This is a genomic window from Paraglaciecola sp. G1-13 (assembly GCF_055809255.1).
Genome location: NZ_CM147903.1, coordinates 3,898,028 through 3,917,311, shown reverse-complemented (window position 1 = coordinate 3,917,311; position 19,284 = coordinate 3,898,028). Strand labels below are relative to the sequence as shown.

Genomic DNA, 19,284 nt, shown 5'->3' with positions numbered 1-19,284 from the left:
GTGGGCAGGGGCATTAGGCGAAAATGCATTCAACCTGATGCTGACTCCTGCCATTCTCTACTTAACCGGACACGCTAGTCGTAGGTCACATTTGAGCTTTCATATTCGTCATTATTTGCGCGGATTTTATCGGTGTTCTTCATCTCAACATTGTCAATCACTGTGATGGGGCCACCATTGGTCAAGAACAGTTCCAGTGGTGCGCTGTTATCCCATTTTGTGTCAGAGATATTGAGTTTTTGCACACCGTGAAAATACATAGACGCGCCTGATCTGTGTGTAGAGCCTTTGCCTACATTGTTCAGAGTGTTGTTGGTGATGGTTACCATCGGGCCAAAGGTACTTTCATCGGTACCACCGCGATATACGGTGACCACTTCTTCTTTTACATTGGTGAAGGTGTTGCCCGAAATCACAAGGTTTTCAACGCTGTACACACCTAAATCGTCGACTTCACGGTTTAATTGCAGAATGGCACCCGTAATGTTGCTAAATTCTGAATCGATGATTTCAATGGAGTCAGCAAAGGTGCCTGCGTTGGCTTTAAAGAAGTAAAAATAACCATTCACATCCAAGTCGGTCACTTTCACGTTACGCACTGACAAGTTGTAGTTAATATTCATCGAGTAGCCACTGGTGCCTATGATGGTGTTCCCTTTGTAATCAGGAGATTCAGCGCCATCAAACCACAGATTTTCAACTTCTAAGGCACCGCCATTTTCGATATTGATGAAGTTAGGCTTTTGTGAGCGAATAACCGGTTTTTTGCCTTCTTTAGCCATGATTGTCACTGGGTGGTGTACTTCGGCAAACTTGGTGAGCAGGTAATCAGCGCCGTTTTCGAGCACCAGCACGTCTCCACCTTGGCTCGTTGCCAGAGCGCTGGTCAGAGTATCTGTACCTGCTTTTACGTGGATGGTTTTACCGCTTTGAAATGCCACCAAAGCCTCATTTTTAGGATAAAAATCAGCGCCTACTTCTTCTTTTGTTACTGGCAGCTTCACTTCGCCAAAACCAATTTCTTCGAGTAATGCTTTATCGGGAGATTTTAAGCCGTATTGGTTGGTCGTAACTGAATAAGGCGTGCTAGCAAAACCTGTTTTAATGGGGGTACTGGCTTCGTCGTTTAGGTAATTACCCTCGAAATTAATCCCTGACATATCGTCGTACAACGTAAAAGGTTCAAGATTAGACTTACCCAGTATGATGTTGCCTTTAAATTCAGAAGTGCTAGGCGCAGCAGAGCGCTCGGCATCGGCACCTGCGCCGAGTTCAATGTGGTCGCTGTTGATAACAATGTTGTTGTTCATAGCCGAATCAATAACGGGATCGTAGCGGTTCGGTGGTGAGTTAGGTACGCCGTTCATGATCACTAACGCACCACGCAAGCGTTTACCGGTTAACCCGTACATATAGTTGTTACTCACGGTTTGGCTTTCGTTAATAATGCGAATGCCGCCGGTATTGGGTTTACGGTTACCTAAAAAGTAATTGCCTTCCACCTTAGTGAAATGGCCGTGGCGCATGGTTAACGTGCCTTGGGTTTCAAAAAAGACATTTTTGATAAGTGAATTGCCGCTGGACTTATTGGAGATGATTTCGTGCTCGCCGTTTGTGCGGTCAAAGTAATTGTACTGGGCTGTGGTGTTCGAGTACTCGCGAGAAAAATGACTGGTGCCGATACGCAGGGTTTCACCGCCGTTGGCGCCGAGTATTTGTCTAGGGCCAAAGTAATTGTACTCAATGATGTGATGATTTTTGCGACTGGCTTCAGAGTTCATTCGCACGGCAACTGTTACGCCGCGGTTACGTTTGTTCACTAAGGAGTTGTGGTCAAGGCGATTATGCTTGCCGTACATGGCCACCCATAAATCAGACATTTGACGTAAATCGGTGCTGAAGTTGTCAATCACGGTATTGGTCACACGTGAGTGATTTGCGACGTCTTCGTTTGATGTGCGAAACGAGATGACTTCGCCTGTTGGTGTTGCACCGTCTTTAAACACTAAGCCAGAGATCACAATATACTCGCCAGAGAACGCCAAATTAGATTGCCCTGTGATAATGACTTTGCCCGGCGTTTGCGCTTTTAACGTAATGGGTTTGTCTGGCAAACCTTTACCTTTTAGCACGAGCTCTACATCATTCCATGAGCCATTTGCGAGGACGATTTCGTCCCCTGGCTTAACGGACGATACAGCGTCATTGAACTGTTTGATGTTTTCAACTAATGCAGCGTGACTCAATTGAGAAAACGTCAGCAGTGGCAACGCCAGCGCGAGTGCTGGTAGTCTTACAGATCGTATTAAAATGGATGATAAACGGCTTTTAGGCACTTTGGACATGTTGCTTATACTCCTGATTTTCTTTTGTACCCCTTGCAAACGAAAAGGCATGGCAAGTAATGAGTTCAGTTCTGTTTTTATGGTCACTTAAGTGCTCCAGTAGTGCCTTGAGCAGGCGTTGCAGGGCTAACCTTTAATGAAGAAAATGTGACTTGGGTATAGTCACCGTTGGCTCGGTCTGTTTTCCAATCGCCAGTACCGGAACAACCTGGGTAGCGAAAGCTAGGGTCGTTTTGCTTAGTACTGCACTGGTTATACGCTCCCGCTTTGAAATACAGCGTTTCGTCTTGGTAAGCCAAAGGATAATCCGCTTCGTCAATATTGCCATTGGCGTCGATGTTATCCGCTAAGTTAATGTGTTGATGAACTGTGCCGTGTTCGGTACTGGTGAAAACCAAGTGCATGACATTTTCAACGATGTTTACTTCATAGCTGAACTCTTCACCCAGTGCGATGCCCTTGTCACTCGGGTCGCTAGGGTCATCCCAATTACTGCCCCAAACAGGGTAAGCAATATCAATGCGGTTAGGATCGTTGGTGGCTAAGTTTCTCTCATAGGTCCAAAATACCGACCCTGTTGAGTGGTTTGGCCATTTTTTATAAGAAATTTTTAGAGGTTCATTACCCCAACCAAATCCTGCTTTTTGCTGCTCATCATCCAATTGGAAGGCATGCACTTGGCCGATGACAACGGAATAAGCGGGCGGCTTATTTGGGTATTGCGCATTTGTGGCTACGTGGTCAACGTGTAAGGTTGCCTCTAACTTCCCGCCAATAGCGGCAAACTGCTGAGCATTTTTATGTGCCGCTAAAGCGAAGTTGTTGCCAGGAGCGCCCTCAGGAATGGACGTGTCTTCACCCCGAAGCATGTAGCGTAATTCGCTGCGCGTATTGGTTGATGTGCGCTCTGTGGCCGCTCGATTTGGTGTAGCGAACACCATATTATTTTGCTCATCAAGGTAGAAAAAATCTGGATGAGAGAATCTCTGCAAATCCGCCACATCATATATGTCAGACACTTGGTCGCCGTCCTCATCAAGCGGAACGGTGAGATACCAATGGCTTAAATCAAACGAACTGCCAGGGGCTTTTTGTGATTCTATCGAACTGGTTAGTTGAGCTTGAGTAGAAGAAGTTGTGTGCGTACCACCACAACCGATTAGCGACATACACGTCAGTGATGTAGCAAGTACAACGCTTTTATTGGTCATATATTATCCCGTATTTATCGACTCGCTTTAATGGCCTTTGGGTCAAGCCGCGCTTACATAAGACTGTATTTGAATCAACTGTACTCGAATAAAAAGAAGAGCCTATTGCATGAATAGGCTCTATGTTCTTTGTGAGTAATGGGTACTCAGTTACGCGCGATTAACTAACGCATTGAGCCTAATTAGAACTTGGCTCTTACACCCACAGTCATTCGACGATCTGCTTCGCTGTATTGCCAAATGCTACCCAGCTCAGTGACCTGACGAATAGGCTCGCCTGTCAGGTTTACAGCGTTTGCTACTAGCGTTATGTTTTCGTTTACATCGTAACTCGCTGAGAAGTCGAATTGGCCACGCGCATCCCGGTAATTATTGCCCAGTGTTGGGTCGTAGAATTCAGCATTAGGATCCGTTCGGTTATAGATACCCGTTGCAAGGGCGCCTACTGGGCGAACACGTTTTTCGTCTTGAGTATCGAGGTACTCGTCACGCCAGTTGTAAGCTAAGCGCACCTGCCATCCTTCGTATTCCCAATACACTTGAGCATTGACCGTGTTGTTAGAAATATCTAATAGTGGGTTACCATCTGGTTGCTCACTATCGGCGTAAGTGTAGTTGGTGCTAATGCCTAGGCCAGACCATGCCCCTGGTAACGAGCTAAATTGTTGTTGGTAGGCTAATTCAATACCAACGATTTTACCGCTACCGCCATTTACGTCAGTGTTGATAACAATACCGGTTAGGCCTGCATCGCGTTGGCCTTCGACATAGGCGAGGTCTTGATCACTTGAAGCGTAGTTAACATTGGTTTGGCTCACGCCCGCAGTATCGAGCAGACACACGTTGACGTATTCAGTCACGTTTTGTCCTTCAATAGTGTCTGCGCTTGCTTGGCACGAACTGCTGCTAACCGTAAATGATTCTACGTCTTTATAGAAAATAGCCGCCGACATTAAGCCGCCTTGACCAAAGTAATGCTCCGCAGATAAATCGTATTGTGTAACGCGGTAAGGGTCCAATTTATAGGAGCCTTGAGTGCCCGTTACAATCGAATTATCCACGTTTAATGCAGGACTCAGCTCACCAAATTCAGCACGGCGCATCACTTTAGCTGCAGCAAAGCGTAGAATCGTTTCTTCAGTAAGATTGTACGTCGCGTTGATGCTGGGTAAGAAGTCTGAATAGTCGTGTTCAGCGGTCTCATTAAATGTGCTCGAGGTTAAATCTGTGGTCACATAACGCGCCCCAATGATTGCGGTTAAACGATCAAAGTCCAAATTGAACTGGGTATATACGGCTTTGGTTTCTTCTTCAATTTTCGCGTAAGAACCTGTGTTGCGAGCCATGTTCTCGTCTAACGTGCCAGTCAACTCTAGGTTACTGCCGGCGAGCATTTGCTTCACTCGGTCGTAGGTACCATTAATGTCATACGCTAACGCTGCACCGTCATACACAAAGTAATTGGTTAATGCGTTATTGCCTGAAATACCGGCTTGATCGAATGAGTTTGAGTGGTTAATGGCTTTAAACCCACCGAAGGCATCATTGAAATCACCTATCCAAGTTGGGGTAACAACACCGTCATACGATACGCTGGTTTGCAAGTTTTTAAGCTCACTGCCGTTGTTGCGTAAGTCGTATCTGTCTAGTTCATACTCGCTATCAGTGGTGCGCACACCGGCCTTGATAGAGCGAAGGAAGTCCAAACCGGCAAACGGTTCAATGTATTCCACGTCGAAACGAATAGCGGTTTCTTCGTTGTCCTCTGAGTAGCGTTGATGTGTGAACTGACGAATAGCTAAGTTATCTGGGTCAAGCAGGGCATCTTGGTCTGAAAATGCAAGCCCCGGTACTTGGTCACCGTCTTGGGTCATGGTGATGGTGAATAAATGCTCAGTGATGGTGCCGTCGGCATCATATTGTTCGCGAGAAATAGGGCGCAAGTTAAATTCAGAGTTTCTACGTTTTGCCTCAGACTTTGCGTACGAAATTTCGCCAGATACTTTTATCTGATCCGTTAGCTGAAATTCACCGCCCAATGCATTGGAGATTGATTCATTAGTGGTAAAGTCAGACCAGGTTTTAGGCTGTACAAATACACTGCCTGAACCGAAGTTATGCAGTTGCCCTTGACTGTCGCCGTATGCGTTATCAAGCACTAAATCGCCATAGTCTTTACTGTCGTTCAGCACTGAGTAAGCTTCTTGGCCGCCGTCGAGTTCTGTGGTGTTAATGTCTAAATAAATAAAACCGTCAGTGTCTTTAGGTGCCCATTGTAAGGACAATCCTAATGCCGTACGTTCACGCTTCTCAGTTTTCTGCTCAACCGTGTTTTGGCTTCTGACAAGGTAATTGCCACTAGCTGTGTTGGCTTGGTCGCTCGTGCCGTCACCATCTAAATCAAGCTCGGTGGGTGTGACGAGGTTGATGAATTCGTCTCGGCGTAACTCGCGATCCTGATATGCCACCACAAACGAAGCACCGAATGTACCTGCATCGCCTAAGTCCCAGTTCATGCCTGCTGCGGCATTGACCATAGGTGCCCAATTCTCAGTTTTGTCAGCGTACTCGCCATCTAAAGTGAGAGCGATAAGCGGCTCTTCCAACTCTAAAGGACGCACTGTTGTCATGTTGATTGTGCCGCCTAGCGCGCCTTCAATCATTTCAGGCGTAGGGGATTTAATCACTTCGACGGTTTTTAAGAAGCTAGAAGGAAAGTCGTCTAAGCTAATACCGCCACGTCCACTACCTGAGGTGGAGCGGCCGTTTAATTCAACGCGGTTTTGAGAAATACCACGAATAGTGACAGATTCACCCACACCAAAATCGGTACTTATCGACACACCAGTGATTCTTTGTAGTGCCTCTGCAATGTTGTTGTCAGGCAATTTACCAATATCTTCAGCAACGATGGCGTCGACGATGCGAGAATCAAAGCGCTTTTGTCGTGCTGACTCCGCTAAACTGCCGGCGATACCTTTTACTTGAATCACTTCTAAATCTTCATTGGCTGAGACGTCTTCGCCTTGCGTTTGCGCTGCTAGAGAAGGCGCGATAAGCATAGCCGATAATGCTGTGCCGAAAATCGCAATATTACTGGCGGTTATTCTGGCTTTGTTGAATATGGCACTGACTTGATTGAGTTTCATGGTTGAGCGTTGCATTGTGGTGTCCTTGTCCTGATTGGTATGACCAAAACTGTGTTTTCAGTAAAGCTTGGTTACGTAATTGGTATTCAAAACGGTAAGCGCATTTATATCTCATTAACCGTAGGTTTACAATTATGTATTACCAATTAGTCTAAATTTTGTAATATATGTAGCTAAGTTGTTAGTTATATTGAATATTTATTTTTGTGGCATGCCAAGGGAGATAATCAGAGTGTCTTTTGGCTGAAATTTCATTTTATTTTTTATTCAATTTTTGATTCGCGTGTACCCTTTTAAGCCTATGAATTTAAAAGAGTAATGTGTTATTTTCGTTTAGTGCTCTATGATTCAGTGGGTTGTGATTCTCTTTACTGGTGAGGTGGTTAAGGGAAATCGAGTAGATACCTGCTGCGTTAAATATTTACATTTTGCGGCGGTACGAAGGATGACACTATCAACGAAATTAAGATGCTTTCAACACTTCTACTTATGTTATTGGTAATACAATTGTATTTATTTGGTTAATAGGTTCCTGAGCATGCTGTTCACGTTTAGGGAGAAGGGTATTTAATATAATTCCGTGCAGGAGAGCAGGAGAGCAGGAGAGCAGGAGTGAAGGGAAGTAAGCGGATTAGTTTGAAATAACGGAAAACGCCCAGCAGCTCTCTTACGAGTAAGGGAGCTGCTGGGTTGCTTAAACGTTGCTGGTAAAGGCTAAAACGCTAACTGATAACCGAGTGTAAGCATGTTATCCATGTCCATTTGTACGCCATTAGCGTGATAATTAATGGGTACCTGATATTCCAAACCAATTCTATGCTTGTTCATCAACACGGTATTCACCCCAATGGCGGCTTGTAAATTGTAACCGCCGTAATTAGCTGGATTTGCTGTGGTGACTGGGGCCATTATTTGGTTGTCTTGACCCTTGATGTCTTCACTGTGATTGTAAATCAATCGTAGTGACACACTCGTTGATTGGGGCAGTTGATATGCTAGCCAGCTGGACATGTGGTATTTGTCACCCACTGTGTAGCCTTCATCATTACGCTCAAGGGGGGTGGTGGTGAGCATTTGCGCACCCCAGCTTAATTGCTCGTTTTTACCCGTGTATGTCAGGCCGAACTCGGCTTGATCGCTGCCCGCACCCAGTTGCATAGAATAGGGTAAGCGCATGGTCATTCGCATGTTCATAGGGGTAAGAACATCATCGGTTTCATCCGTCGAGCCGTTTGCGATAACCCAAGCTAAGTTAAAATGCAGGTGGTGATTACCTTCATCATATAGGCGGTAGAGCAGGCCTAGTTTACTGTCAGCCAAACCGGACACCTCAGTGGAAAACTGCCCTAGTGCTGTGTCTCCCATCATGCCCTGAAACGTAGTTAAATCCATGTCACGCTCTATGTAATTGAGCATGGCCATCAAGGTAATGTCATCGTTGGGGGCATACATAAAGCCCAACATATGCATATTGGTGGTCATGTTTTTTGGCACTACGCGCACTGTGGCTGGTGGGGCAAAAGGATTAGCCACGCTGGTGGCAATATCACTGGCTGAAATACTGTTGTTGCCTTGTATCATGTCTGACATATTCATGCGCATAAACCGATAGGAAAACATGAATTCACCTGCAGCATGCATGTGATCCCCCATGACGCCGATGGGCGCATGATCATCTGGGCGCAATGGGTTGTGGTTGCTGCCTGAGTCGGCGAAAGCTATAGGGCAAGAAAGTGCTGCAAAACACGCACTTAGAATAGTTAATTTGTTCATGTGTTTACTCTTATTCGCAATAGTTAACGTGTGCCATTTGGGCACATTTTATTTTTGGTATCTTATTTTTAGTATCGATCGTTGCGTTTAAGAAAAAACAGGGGGAGCGCGGGTACTGGCTAAAGAATATGGATGGGTTTTTACAAAAGAAAGTTTAGGTAAAAAAAGACTATTTTGAATCAGTGGGGCAGCACCAACAACGTTTGTTGCGACAAGCGCTTTATCATTGTGGCAATCGGCTAGGTAGGCAAAAGTACACTTAATTCCATGGGCATTGTCGGGGGCGTCTTCTGGAGGCTGGATAAATTCTAATGTGCCCGTTTGCTCAAACGTGCTGAGTGAAATCCATTTAAATTGATGACCAGTACAAATCAGCACTGCATCGTCGTTGGCAAACGTTTGGGCTTGATTAACGATGCTATTTGACGCAAATAAAGCACCTGTGGCATTGAACAACAAAGCGCACAACAAAGCGCAAAACAGGAACATTTGCGCGAAATGCTTCAGCCAACCCAGTCTCTTGTTGTACTTTATTGTGCGAATAAAATTGCCACGTTATGTCCGTTAACTTAGCGTTAGTCTACTGTTTTAAAAAGGGAACTTCTAGCTGTGATGATTGAAATAACAGCAATAAAAAAGGGGCCTTTCGGCCCCTAAAATTGTTGTTTACGTCATTATTCACATAGTGAGTGTTTGATTACATTTCAAATTCTTTCTTGAAACGTAAACCAAACTCACGTCTGTCGTTACTGCGTACAATACCTACAAAACCATTTTGCTGTAAGCGGCCTTGGTCGTAAATTTCATCCGTTACGTTTTCGCCGTAAAGGCTTAATGACCAGTCCCCATTGACCGAGGTGTAGTTGATATCAAAACCAAGAATACTGCGAGAATCGATCGTTTCGTTCGGGTTAAATACTGACTGGCCTTGCATCTCATCACGGAACGAGTAATCCGCTTTAAATGCCAGTGTAGCGCCGCTGTCTAAGTCCATGTAGTAAGAAGGCGCTATCATGAGCGTCCATTCTGGTGTTAGGGCGGGTGAATCACCTACGCCAACGCCGTTTACATTTTCGTCTACTTGAGTGATTTCAGCATCTAAGAAACCAACCGCAGCGCGAACAGAGAAGTTATCAGTTACGTCAACCGTGGCTTCAAGCTCGATACCTTTGGCTTCAGATTTACCCGCATTTTCTGTGATAGTCACAAAACCACCACCCGCTGTAGGGTCAGAGAAAGGCAATGCTAAGTCGTCGTATTTAGTGATAAATATAGCGGCAAGCAAAGAGACATTTTCAGCAACCTTACCTTTTAAACCGGTTTCGTAATTGACAGATGTGGTTTCATCAAACTGAACGAACTGGTCAGAACCACCAAATGGACGCGGCGGGAAACCACCTGTTTGATAGCCTTTTTGTACTTGAGCGTATACGTTCAAACCGTTATCAAACTGGTATGCCGCGTTTACATCCCAAGTGACTTCGCTGAATTCGGCACTACGATAGGCGCGCTCAGCAAACGACGGGAACAATGCGTCTGCGTCCTTTTTATCTTTCGAGTAACGTAAACCACCGCCCACGGTCAGCTTTTCTGACACATCATATGAAGCGTTAGCGTAAATCGCGAAAGCGTCTGTTTCTTGATGTAAATCGAAGAAACCATAATCGCCACCGAACCCAGTTGGCGTGCCATCATTATTCAATGCGCCTGGCGTATTGAACGGGCTAAATACCCAAGGGCCTGATGAAGTTGAGCCTTCTTCGTTGAAGAAGTACACACCTGATACAAAGTCGTAGTTATCAAAGGTACCATTCACTTGCAGCTCTACCGAGTACTGATCGGCTTCACCTGTTTCTGGGAATTCAGACAGGTTAAGCGGTGAGGCATCATCATCAAGGCCGCCTTCATAATCAGAGCTGCGGAAGCTCGAGATCAACTTAGTGGCATAGTTCTCGTTGATATCCCAATTGGCGGTGATTGACGCGCCCCAACCAGCAGACGCGGTAGACTCAAGGCCAGGTACTGTGGTGCCTAAATCATCGGGATCTGAAGGGATTAAATCAGGCGTTAATAGGGGGAAGTCACCGTTAAAGACATCTGTCGGATCAGGGCTTGGGTCAGTAAATTCGATGGTATACGGCGATTGGCCACTTTCGTTATCGTAGCCATCTACGGCGAATAATAGTGAGAAGCTATTGCTGACGTTCCAGTTAGCAGATAAGCGGCCACTGAATTCTTGCTCTTCACCGATTTCTTTTTCAGGGTTGGCTAAGTTAACAGCCTTGCCTACACCGTCGCGTTTTTTGAATGAGCCACTGGCAGCAATGCTGACATCGTCGTTAATGTCACCATTGATGTATAAATCAGCGGCTACACGACCTAGGGTGCCGACCTTGGCAGCCACACTGGCCATGGACTCATCGCCTGGTTTTTTAGTAATAATGTTAACCGCGCCACCTAGGGTGTTTCGACCATATAATGTGCCTTGTGGACCACGTAATACTTCAACGCTTGCGATGTTAGGCAGGCTTAGGTTAGCGCCCATTTGACGACCTAAATATACGCCATCAACATACACGCCCACGCCGGGATCGGTAGTGATGATGTGATCCTGCAAGCCAATACCACGAATAAAGATAGATGCGTGGGCAGAGTTACCACCACCATAACGACTGACGTTTAAATTGGGCACGTATTTGCCCACGTCATCTAAGTTACTGATGTTGGCATCTTCCATGAAGCTGTCACTTAAAGATGTGATCGCAGTAGGGGATTCAAACAAGCTTTCTGTACGTTTACGGGCAGTGACTGTGATGTTCTCGAAGTCGTCGTTCGATGCTTGCTCGGTTTCTGTAGTCTGTGCGCTAACATGACCGGCTAATGCTAACGAAATAGCTGCGCCAAGTAAGCTAATGTTGCATGAACGTGTGTGTGTGTTCTGTTGTGGGCCCAAGGGTGCTCTCCAAGTTGTTCTGACGCGCAGCAAAGCAAGAAGCTAATGGATTAACTGCTTGGGATGATTACGTCATTAGAATTATGCTTCTTTGTTACTCAGCATCGTGGCTATCATTACCAGCAAATCACATGAGTAAAAAAAGGATATCGAGAAGGGTCTCTTAGGCGAATAGTATAAACTAATGTGCTATTTAAGTTTACGTTTTATTACACTTTTTAAATGCCACAGTTTGGTGATTTATCCTTCTGGGGGCTGGCATAAAGGTTTATTTTTTAACACGGGCGCTACTGCATACCTTTGCTGGCTCGGTTAACGTACAATGCATTCTTTGAACACGCGAGAGAGCAGGGTTATATGTCGATTCATTGGTATCCTGGGCACATGCACAAAGCCCAGAAGGAAATAAAAGAATTATTGCCGCAAGTAGATTTACTGATAGAAGTGCTTGATGCGCGAATTCCTTATTCCAGTGAAAATCCAGCCATTGCCGCTATTCGTGGTGACACGCCTTGCATCAAGGTGTTGAGTAAATCTGATTTAGCTGACCCTGATGTAACCGCAATGTGGCAAGCGCATCTTGAACAAGAGCGCGGAGTGAAAACATTCACTACCACCACAGAACAACCGCAAAAAATGAAGCAGATCATCGATTTGTGCCGCAAAATGTTGCCTGAAAAAGACGCCAGCATTAAGACCATTAATACCATGATTTGCGGTATTCCTAACGTGGGCAAGTCTACCCTTATCAATATATTGGCAGAGCGCATCATAGCCAAAACAGGGAATGAACCGGCGGTGACAAAAGCTCAACAAAGGATCAACCTAGGCAGCGGGATTATTCTTTTTGATACGCCAGGTATTTTATGGCCTAAGGTGGAAAACCCGCAAAGTAGTTATCGTTTAGCCACAACCGGTGCAATTAAAGATACCGCGATGGAATATGACGACGTGGGCTTTTTTGCAGCAGATTACTTAATCAAAGCTTACCCAGATTTACTTAAAGAGCGCTACAAGCTTGAACATATTCCTGATACGGAAATAGAATTTCTAGAAATGGCCGCAGCTCAGCGCGGCGCATTGCGCGCAGGCGGGCGAGTGAATTTGCATAAAATATGCGAAGTCTTGGTTAACGAATTTCGCTCAGGCAAGTTAGGTCGCATTAGTCTTGAAACCCCTGACATGATTGTGAAGGAAGAGGCTGAAATGGCCGCTGCTGAAGCAAAGAAAGCAGAAGAAAAAGCGCTGCGTAAAGAGCGCTTTAAAACTGGCTCGCTGACGCGTGATAAAAAAGCCCAGAAAGAGCACCGTATTGAGCGCGTGCAACGGCGCAGCAAAGAGAAGCAAGCGCGCAAAAAATAACGGCTTATCGTACGGCGATCCCTTGCAGAATACTGTGCATTTGATGCTGCAAAGCTAAGCTGGTGGATAAAGGCATTAACTTGGCTTCTTTTTCACCCGCTAAAATACTTTTACTGGCAGCGTCTATTTCGAACTCGAAACCAAAACCAGCTCTTTTGTGCTGAAAATCATCTATTTTTTCATCCAGTTGAAATAAGCTACAACGGTCAGCACGCCAAAAGTCAGGGATTTCGATGTAACCATTTTCACCTATGATGTGCGCTGAATTTTGTAATCTTGCTCTAAAGGAGCAGGCTAATGTAGTGGTAACGTCAGGATATTGCGTGACAATCGTTACATCATCTTCTACCCCGGTTTTAGCCCGCCTGTGACTATAAATACTGCGTTCGGACTGCTGGCTAATCAAGTGCTGGCTAATCAAGTGCTGGCTAATAGACTGCTGGCTAATAGAGTGCTGACGAGTAAACATCTGCGCTATGGCTAAGGTATAAATTCCCATATCCAATAGGCAGCCCCCAGCAAGCGCTGGGTTATACATGCGATCCCCTTCAACATACTTTACCGGGTAACCAAAATCGGCTTTGATGTGAACGATTTTTCCAATGCGTCCCATATCTACCCATTCTTTTGCCTTGATAATAGCGGGCAAAAAATAGCTCCACATGCCTTCCATAAGAAAACAGTCGTTGTGCCGTGCGATATCGATTAACTGTTGGCATTGCTCAGGTGTCACGGTAATTGGTTTTTCACACAGCACATGTTTGCCTGCATTAAGCGCTGCGCTTGCTTGCTCAAAATGGAAATTATGCGGTGTGGCAATATAGATAGCATCTATGTCTGAGTGTTGGTACAAGGCTTGATAGCCCTGCAACGCATTAGGGATATTATAGCTTTTTGCAAAGTGCTGGGCATCTTTAAGGTTACGAGAAGCGACAGCGGTTAACGCAGCAAATTGTGTATGCTGAATGTCTTTACAAAATGTTTGGGCAATACGCCCTGCGCCTAAAACGCCCCAGCGGATTTTTTTGTTTTTTCGTAGCGCTTGTATACTTGGGCCTTTCTCTGTCAGTTTTTGCTCTCTCATTGCAAACTCATCTTCATCTTCAATAAGCCGTAAACTTACTCGCTAAGGGAACGCTTTGCATTTGCGATTTTTTAAATTACCCAAATCTAAATAGACAGAAAACGAAATTTGACCCGTTATAAGGTATTAGGTGGCATACCTAAGTATCGCCTTATAGATTTTACCATTGGCGAGATTGGGTTTTAATTGCCTCAACGAAACGAGATAACCCATTGAACCAACCGAGGAATTGACCATGTTGAAAATAGTTAAAACTTCTATCGCTATCGCCGCCACTTCATTATTTATGTCGGGTGCAGCACAAGCTGACGTAGCAGAAGCATTACAGAATATTTGTACCATAGTAAAAGCAGACGACAAAGGTGAGCTTCGTAAGAAAATGAAGCGTGTACAGTCTGACTATCGTTTGAAATTGCAAGATTACTACTCAGGTATTTCTTGTGGTGGCAACAGCTTAATTCGCACCGCGATGTTAAGTGATGCTGTTGAAGCTGGCACCTTATTAGTAAAGAAAATGCCTAAAAGTGAATTATCTACCCCTGAGCAAGACGGCAAAACCGTTATCGCCTGGGCATCTGAAAATGGTTTGAATGCTTCACCTATTATGAGTGTGCTTAACGACCGCATCTAATTTTTATCACTGTTATCGTCACACTTAGGCGAACAGTGGTATCGATTTCAACATGGTAAGCAAGTAGCGCTACTTGCTCCTTAAGAAATGGCCCCTTTTGGGGCTATTTTTTTATCTGGCTTTATCTCCTTCCACGTTAATAAGTCATGACTTAGCGAGAGTTTAAAAGGGGGTTGTATATCCGATATCAGCTATTCAAGTGACGTTGAGTTACTCAGTGTGATCTTTATTCAACGGCCGGATGAAATTAACTCCCTCTTGATAAATATACACTCCCACTTGTCAAATATGTTTGCACAGGGCATTTAGCACCAGCTAACTCAAGGGAAAGTAATCACTCACAATTTCACGAACTTATTTGAAAAAATTGAGTCTGCTTAATTATATTTGTACCTAGTCTTTCAGATAATTTATATGCTATTTTGAGATGATATTTTTGGGGCTCAGCTGACAGAGGATAGCGATTGATCAAGGTTATATGGATTTGTACTGTATTGATTTTTTGGGTGCCGGTGAAAGCGTTTGCGGCCCAAGCTGTGGTGTATAGCTTTTCAGATGAATACCAATCCCTCACGTCAAGATTAACCACCGCGCCTCAACAAGTCTTAACACAGTTAATAAATTCAGCGCCGCAACATGACGCAAGTAACGTGGTTAAAGCTGAGTACTATGCCATTTTAAGTGACACTTACTACGCGCTAACGTATCCGCAAAAAGCAATTGAGAGCGCGCAACAAGGTCTGAGTTTTATCACCGAAGAATCAGAACCTTGGTTGTACCATAATTTGAAATTAATCGAAGCGACGGCGATAGAGATGGCGGGTGAGCCCATTGATGCGTTGTTGGCTGTCAATAAAGCAGTGGCGTGGGCAAAAGATAACCACAGCGAAGCAACATACATACTCGGTTTATATGTTAGAGGCTTGTTATTTACCTCGTTAAATGAGTATAGCGGCGCTGCAGAGAACTTCTTAGAAGCCTACAGTTTGTCTACCCAATATACCGGTAAAATTTCCAAGGCTAATATTGCTGGCATGATTGGGGTTATGTACGAAAATCGCGGTGATTATAAACTGGCGATCCCTTATTACGCCGAAGCTGTTGCCCACGCACGTAAAAATAACGAACCCCTGAATTTAAGCATCGTATTGTTTGGTCTCGGCTCAGCTAATTTTCGCGCAGGTAATATTGATTTAGGCGAAACGCAACTTATTGAATCCGCGGATATTGCACGCTCATTGGATGACTCCCAAGGGGTTGGGTATGCGCTCAAGCAGTTAGCAAAAATCAGTATAAAGAAACAAGACTACGCATTGGCCGAAAAGCGCTTGAAAAGAGCGGCTGACATTTTTGCTGAGAGCGAAAATAGACCGATAGATTTTCAGATTTCAAAAAGTTTGTTTGAAGTGGCTTTAGCGACAGGGGAACTCGAAAAAGCCGAGCGACATCGTGATAGCGCAAAAGAATATTTAAATCCTGCCACCATGCCTAGCGACACCATAGAGATAGAGCAACTCGAAGCTGAGTTAGCAGCTGCCCAGGGGGATCTAGCCGCGGCTTATGCACACATGCAGCAAGCCCTAACCTTGAGTAGTGAATATCATGCGACCAGAAACTCTGAACAACTTCATCGTTTGCGAGCCATTTATCGCGTGCGCGCCTCAGAACAGGAGAACAAGATACTAGAGCATCAAAATCGCTTGCAGCGTTTTGCGCTTAGTGCTCAAGAGCAGCGCAATATTTATTTGTGGGCGTTTCTGGGTATTGTATTGGTAGTGTGTTGTTTATTAGCTGTGATGGTTTATCGGGTCAAGGCGCAAAGTAGGGCACTTACTAAACTTGCGATCACAGATGATCTAACCGGCTTGTACAACAGGCGTCACATTATCGAGCAGCTTGAGCGACAAGTACATGCAGCGAACCGCTACAAGTATGATTTGTGTGTCGCGATTATCGATTTAGATTTCTTCAAGAAGATCAACGACAGCTATGGCCACGCAGTGGGCGATCGTGTGTTAATTGAATTCAGTGATATATGCAGTAAAAATCTACGGCAGTCCGATATTATCGGGCGCATCGGTGGTGAAGAATTTTTGGTCATTTTACCGCACACCAATTTGCAAGATGGGTATAATGCACTAGACGGTTTACGCCATAAAATATCTATGGTGAATAATGTGGTTGATATCAAGGATTTATCCATCAGTGCTTCAATTGGTTTGACCTTCAATACCGATAGCCGAGAGAGCATGCAATTAATGGCCGATGCCGATACCGCACTTTATCAAGCCAAAACCCAAGGACGCGATCAGGTCGTGATCCATCCACAGAGCACGCCAGTTAATTCGTAAGCAGGTTCACCAATCAATGATGGGAAACACTAATCGAGGATTTATTCTTACCTCGGATCAGCGCGATATTGGCGCAAAGACCTGTCTTGAATTTTGGTTGTTGAGCGACAAAGGGCCAATCAAAGTCACTACTGAAGCTCAGCAGTCGGTTTTCTTTATCAGTCAGCAAGATACACAGAAAGTATCCGATATTCTGGCCTCAAGTGAAATCCGCTTTACCCTTAAAGCCTTGCCCTTAAAGCGTTTTGACCAACAGTTGGTTAGTGCAATTTACTTTGCTAGAACGAAGCAAGCTTATGCCGCTAAAGAGCGTTTAAGAGTGCACGAGGTAGCGTTTTACGAAGCCGATATACGCTTAGCTGACAGATATTTAATGGAGCGCTTTATCTATGCAAGCGCCGATATCAGAGGTGTTCAACAAGGAACATCGCCTTATGTCACGTATACTCAAAGCCACTTAAAACCGGCCCAATACACCCCCTCTTTTTCAGTGCTCTCAATTGATATTGAGTGCAGTGAAAAAGGGGAGCTGTATTCAATTGGCCTAGCGCAGAGTCACTACCAAACAGTATTTATGATTGGTAAAGCCGAAGAAGGCCCAAAGTGGTTGCAATGGGTTAATAATGAAGAGGCGCTAATTCGGTCTCTTATTACTGAGGTTAATCGTATTGACCCAGACATTATCATTGGCTGGAATGTGGTCAATTTTGATTTTCGGCTGCTTATTGAGCGGGCCCAGCTGTATAGGCTAAAGCTTACATTAGGCCGAGGTGGCGAAGCCGTTTACTGGCGCGACGCCCCAAATGAAGTGAATCAAGGCTATATCAGCATGCCTGGCCGGGTGGTGATAGACGGTATAGATGCGCTTAAAACCGCAACGTATCAATTTAGCAGTTTCAGCTTGGAGTTTGTTGCCCAAACGCTGTTGGGTAAAGGCAAACTCACGGATGACGTTGATGACAGGCTAGCCAAAATTAAGCACGACTTTTTATATAACAAAGTCAAACTAGCTGAATATAATCTGCAAGACTGCCAACTCGTACTAGAGATTTTTGAGCATACAAAAATGTTGGACTTTCTGACATTGCGCAGTCAATTAACGGGCCTTGAATTAAATCGCGTGGGTGGCTCTGTAGCCGCTTTTGTTAATCTGTACTTACCAAAACTGCATCGCGCTGGGTATATATCGCCGAACCGCCCTATTGACGGCGGCTTAGCCAGCCCAGGTGGATATGTCATGACCTCACAGCCGGGTCTGTATCGTAATGTACTGGTGCTCGATTTTAAGAGCTTGTATCCATCAATTATTCGCACATTTAAGATAGACCCCCTTGGTTTGGTAGAAGGCCTGCGGCATCCGGAGGCCGGCATACAAGGGTTTAAAAACGCTGTTTTCTCTCGAGAGCAGCACTTCTTACCAGACATCATTACCTCTTTATGGCAACAAAGGGATACGGCCAAACGCGATCAAGATGCGGCGCGCTCTCAAGCGATTAAAATACTAATGAACTCGTTTTATGGGGTGCTTGGCTCAGGCGGCTGCCCCTTTTACGACACGCGTTTGGCCAGTTCAATCACCTTGCGCGGTCATGAAATCATGCAAACTACAGCCACTTGGGTTGAAAGCATGGGCTATAAGGTAATTTATGGCGATACCGATTCCATTTTCGTTTGGTTGGGTGATGATATTACCGCTGATGAAGGGCATAACATCGGGCAGCAATTGCAGGGTGAAATTAATCAGCGTTGGACTCAATCCATCACCGAACAACATCAATTACAGAGTTATTTGGAAATTGAATTTGAAACCCAGTTTGAGCGCTTTCTTATGCCAACGATACGTGGCTCTGAGCTGGGTAGTAAGAAGCGCTACGCTGGCCTGAAGCGGCAAATAGGAGGGCAAGCTGAACTTGTCTTCAAAGGGTTAGAGTCGGTACGTTCTGACTGGACGCCTATGGCGAAGTCGTTCCAATTGGCTTTGTACGAGCGGGTATTTGCGGATCAAGACGTGAAAGAATATGTGCTGCGCGTCGTAGAGCAAACACGAAATGGTGAATTGGATGAACAACTGGTATATCGCAAGAGGATCAGGCGTCCCTTGGTGCAGTATATTAAAAATGTCCCGCCTCACGTCAAGGCCGCGCGCCTAGCAGACGAACAGAATCAACAACTGGGCAAACCTCTGCGCTATCAACATAAAGGGCAAATTGCTTATGTGATTACCTTAAACGGCGCGCAGCCTGTTGAGTATCAAAACAGTGCGTTAGATTACGAGCATTATATTGATAAACAAATACGACCTATTGCTGAGAGTATTTTGCCCTTTATCGGGCTATCTTTTACTGAGATAACCAGTGCTCAATTGGGTTTATTTTAGTAAGCTAAGTGACTCACCTTGGTTTCAGTTGTAGTCAATTTTAAGGAG

At 45.0% G+C, this 19,284-nt stretch carries 11 protein-coding genes; 4 read left to right on the top strand and 7 right to left on the bottom strand.

The genetic code is table 11. The features are described 5' to 3' along the window. Window positions 1-74: 74 nt before the first annotated feature. From AC0L6N_RS16575 to AC0L6N_RS16550, 6 genes are all read right to left on the bottom strand, one after another. Complete coding sequence (locus AC0L6N_RS16575) at window positions 75-2,345, bottom strand: polysaccharide lyase 6 family protein (RefSeq protein WP_473476091.1); 2,271 nt, start codon at window positions 2,343-2,345, stop codon at window positions 75-77. An 83-nt stretch (window positions 2,346-2,428) separates the two neighbouring features. Then, on the bottom strand, window positions 2,429-3,556 hold the full coding sequence (locus tag AC0L6N_RS16570) for a polysaccharide lyase family 7 protein (RefSeq protein WP_473476089.1): 1,128 nt from the start codon (window positions 3,554-3,556) through the stop codon (window positions 2,429-2,431). A 182-nt stretch (window positions 3,557-3,738) separates the two neighbouring features. Continuing rightward, window positions 3,739-6,720: a TonB-dependent receptor gene (locus AC0L6N_RS16565; protein ID WP_473476087.1), complete on the bottom strand. Its 2,982-nt coding sequence runs from the start codon at window positions 6,718-6,720 to the stop codon at window positions 3,739-3,741. A 699-nt stretch (window positions 6,721-7,419) separates the two neighbouring features. Beyond that, window positions 7,420-8,478, bottom strand: coding sequence for a transporter family protein (locus AC0L6N_RS16560; protein WP_473476085.1), 1,059 nt, complete (start codon window positions 8,476-8,478; stop codon window positions 7,420-7,422). An 87-nt stretch (window positions 8,479-8,565) separates the two neighbouring features. Further along, window positions 8,566-8,967 (bottom strand): hypothetical protein, encoded by a 402-nt coding sequence (locus tag AC0L6N_RS16555; RefSeq protein ID WP_473476083.1) that lies wholly within the window; start codon window positions 8,965-8,967, stop codon window positions 8,566-8,568. 208 nt (window positions 8,968-9,175) lie between these two features. Next, window positions 9,176-11,431 carry a TonB-dependent receptor gene (locus AC0L6N_RS16550; RefSeq protein WP_473476081.1) on the bottom strand — a complete coding sequence of 752 codons (2,256 nt, stop codon included), beginning with the start codon at window positions 11,429-11,431 and terminating at the stop codon, window positions 9,176-9,178. A gap of 357 nt (window positions 11,432-11,788) precedes the next feature. Between AC0L6N_RS16550 and ylqF the strand changes: the two genes are divergently transcribed. Then, a complete protein-coding gene (ylqF, locus tag AC0L6N_RS16545; protein WP_473476079.1) occupies window positions 11,789-12,793 on the top strand; it encodes a ribosome biogenesis GTPase YlqF in 1,005 nt (334 codons plus the stop codon). Window positions 12,794-12,797: 4 nt separating this feature from the next. Here the strand turns inward: ylqF and AC0L6N_RS16540 are convergent, their stop codons facing one another. Then, window positions 12,798-13,877 carry a Gfo/Idh/MocA family protein gene (locus AC0L6N_RS16540; RefSeq protein WP_473476077.1) on the bottom strand — a complete coding sequence of 360 codons (1,080 nt, stop codon included), beginning with the start codon at window positions 13,875-13,877 and terminating at the stop codon, window positions 12,798-12,800. A 235-nt stretch (window positions 13,878-14,112) separates the two neighbouring features. Here AC0L6N_RS16540 and AC0L6N_RS16535 point away from each other — a divergent pair, with 235 nt between their 5' ends. From AC0L6N_RS16535 to AC0L6N_RS16525, 3 genes are all read left to right on the top strand, one after another. Continuing rightward, entirely contained in the window at window positions 14,113-14,508 is a 396-nt protein-coding gene (locus tag AC0L6N_RS16535) for a DUF3718 domain-containing protein (protein WP_011576358.1), read from the top strand. A 464-nt stretch (window positions 14,509-14,972) separates the two neighbouring features. Then, on the top strand, window positions 14,973-16,859 hold the full coding sequence (locus AC0L6N_RS16530; protein WP_473476075.1) for a diguanylate cyclase: 1,887 nt from the start codon (window positions 14,973-14,975) through the stop codon (window positions 16,857-16,859). A 19-nt stretch (window positions 16,860-16,878) separates the two neighbouring features. After that, complete coding sequence (locus AC0L6N_RS16525; RefSeq protein WP_473481365.1) at window positions 16,879-19,236, top strand: DNA polymerase II; 2,358 nt, start codon at window positions 16,879-16,881, stop codon at window positions 19,234-19,236. Window positions 19,237-19,284 lie beyond the last annotated feature (48 nt).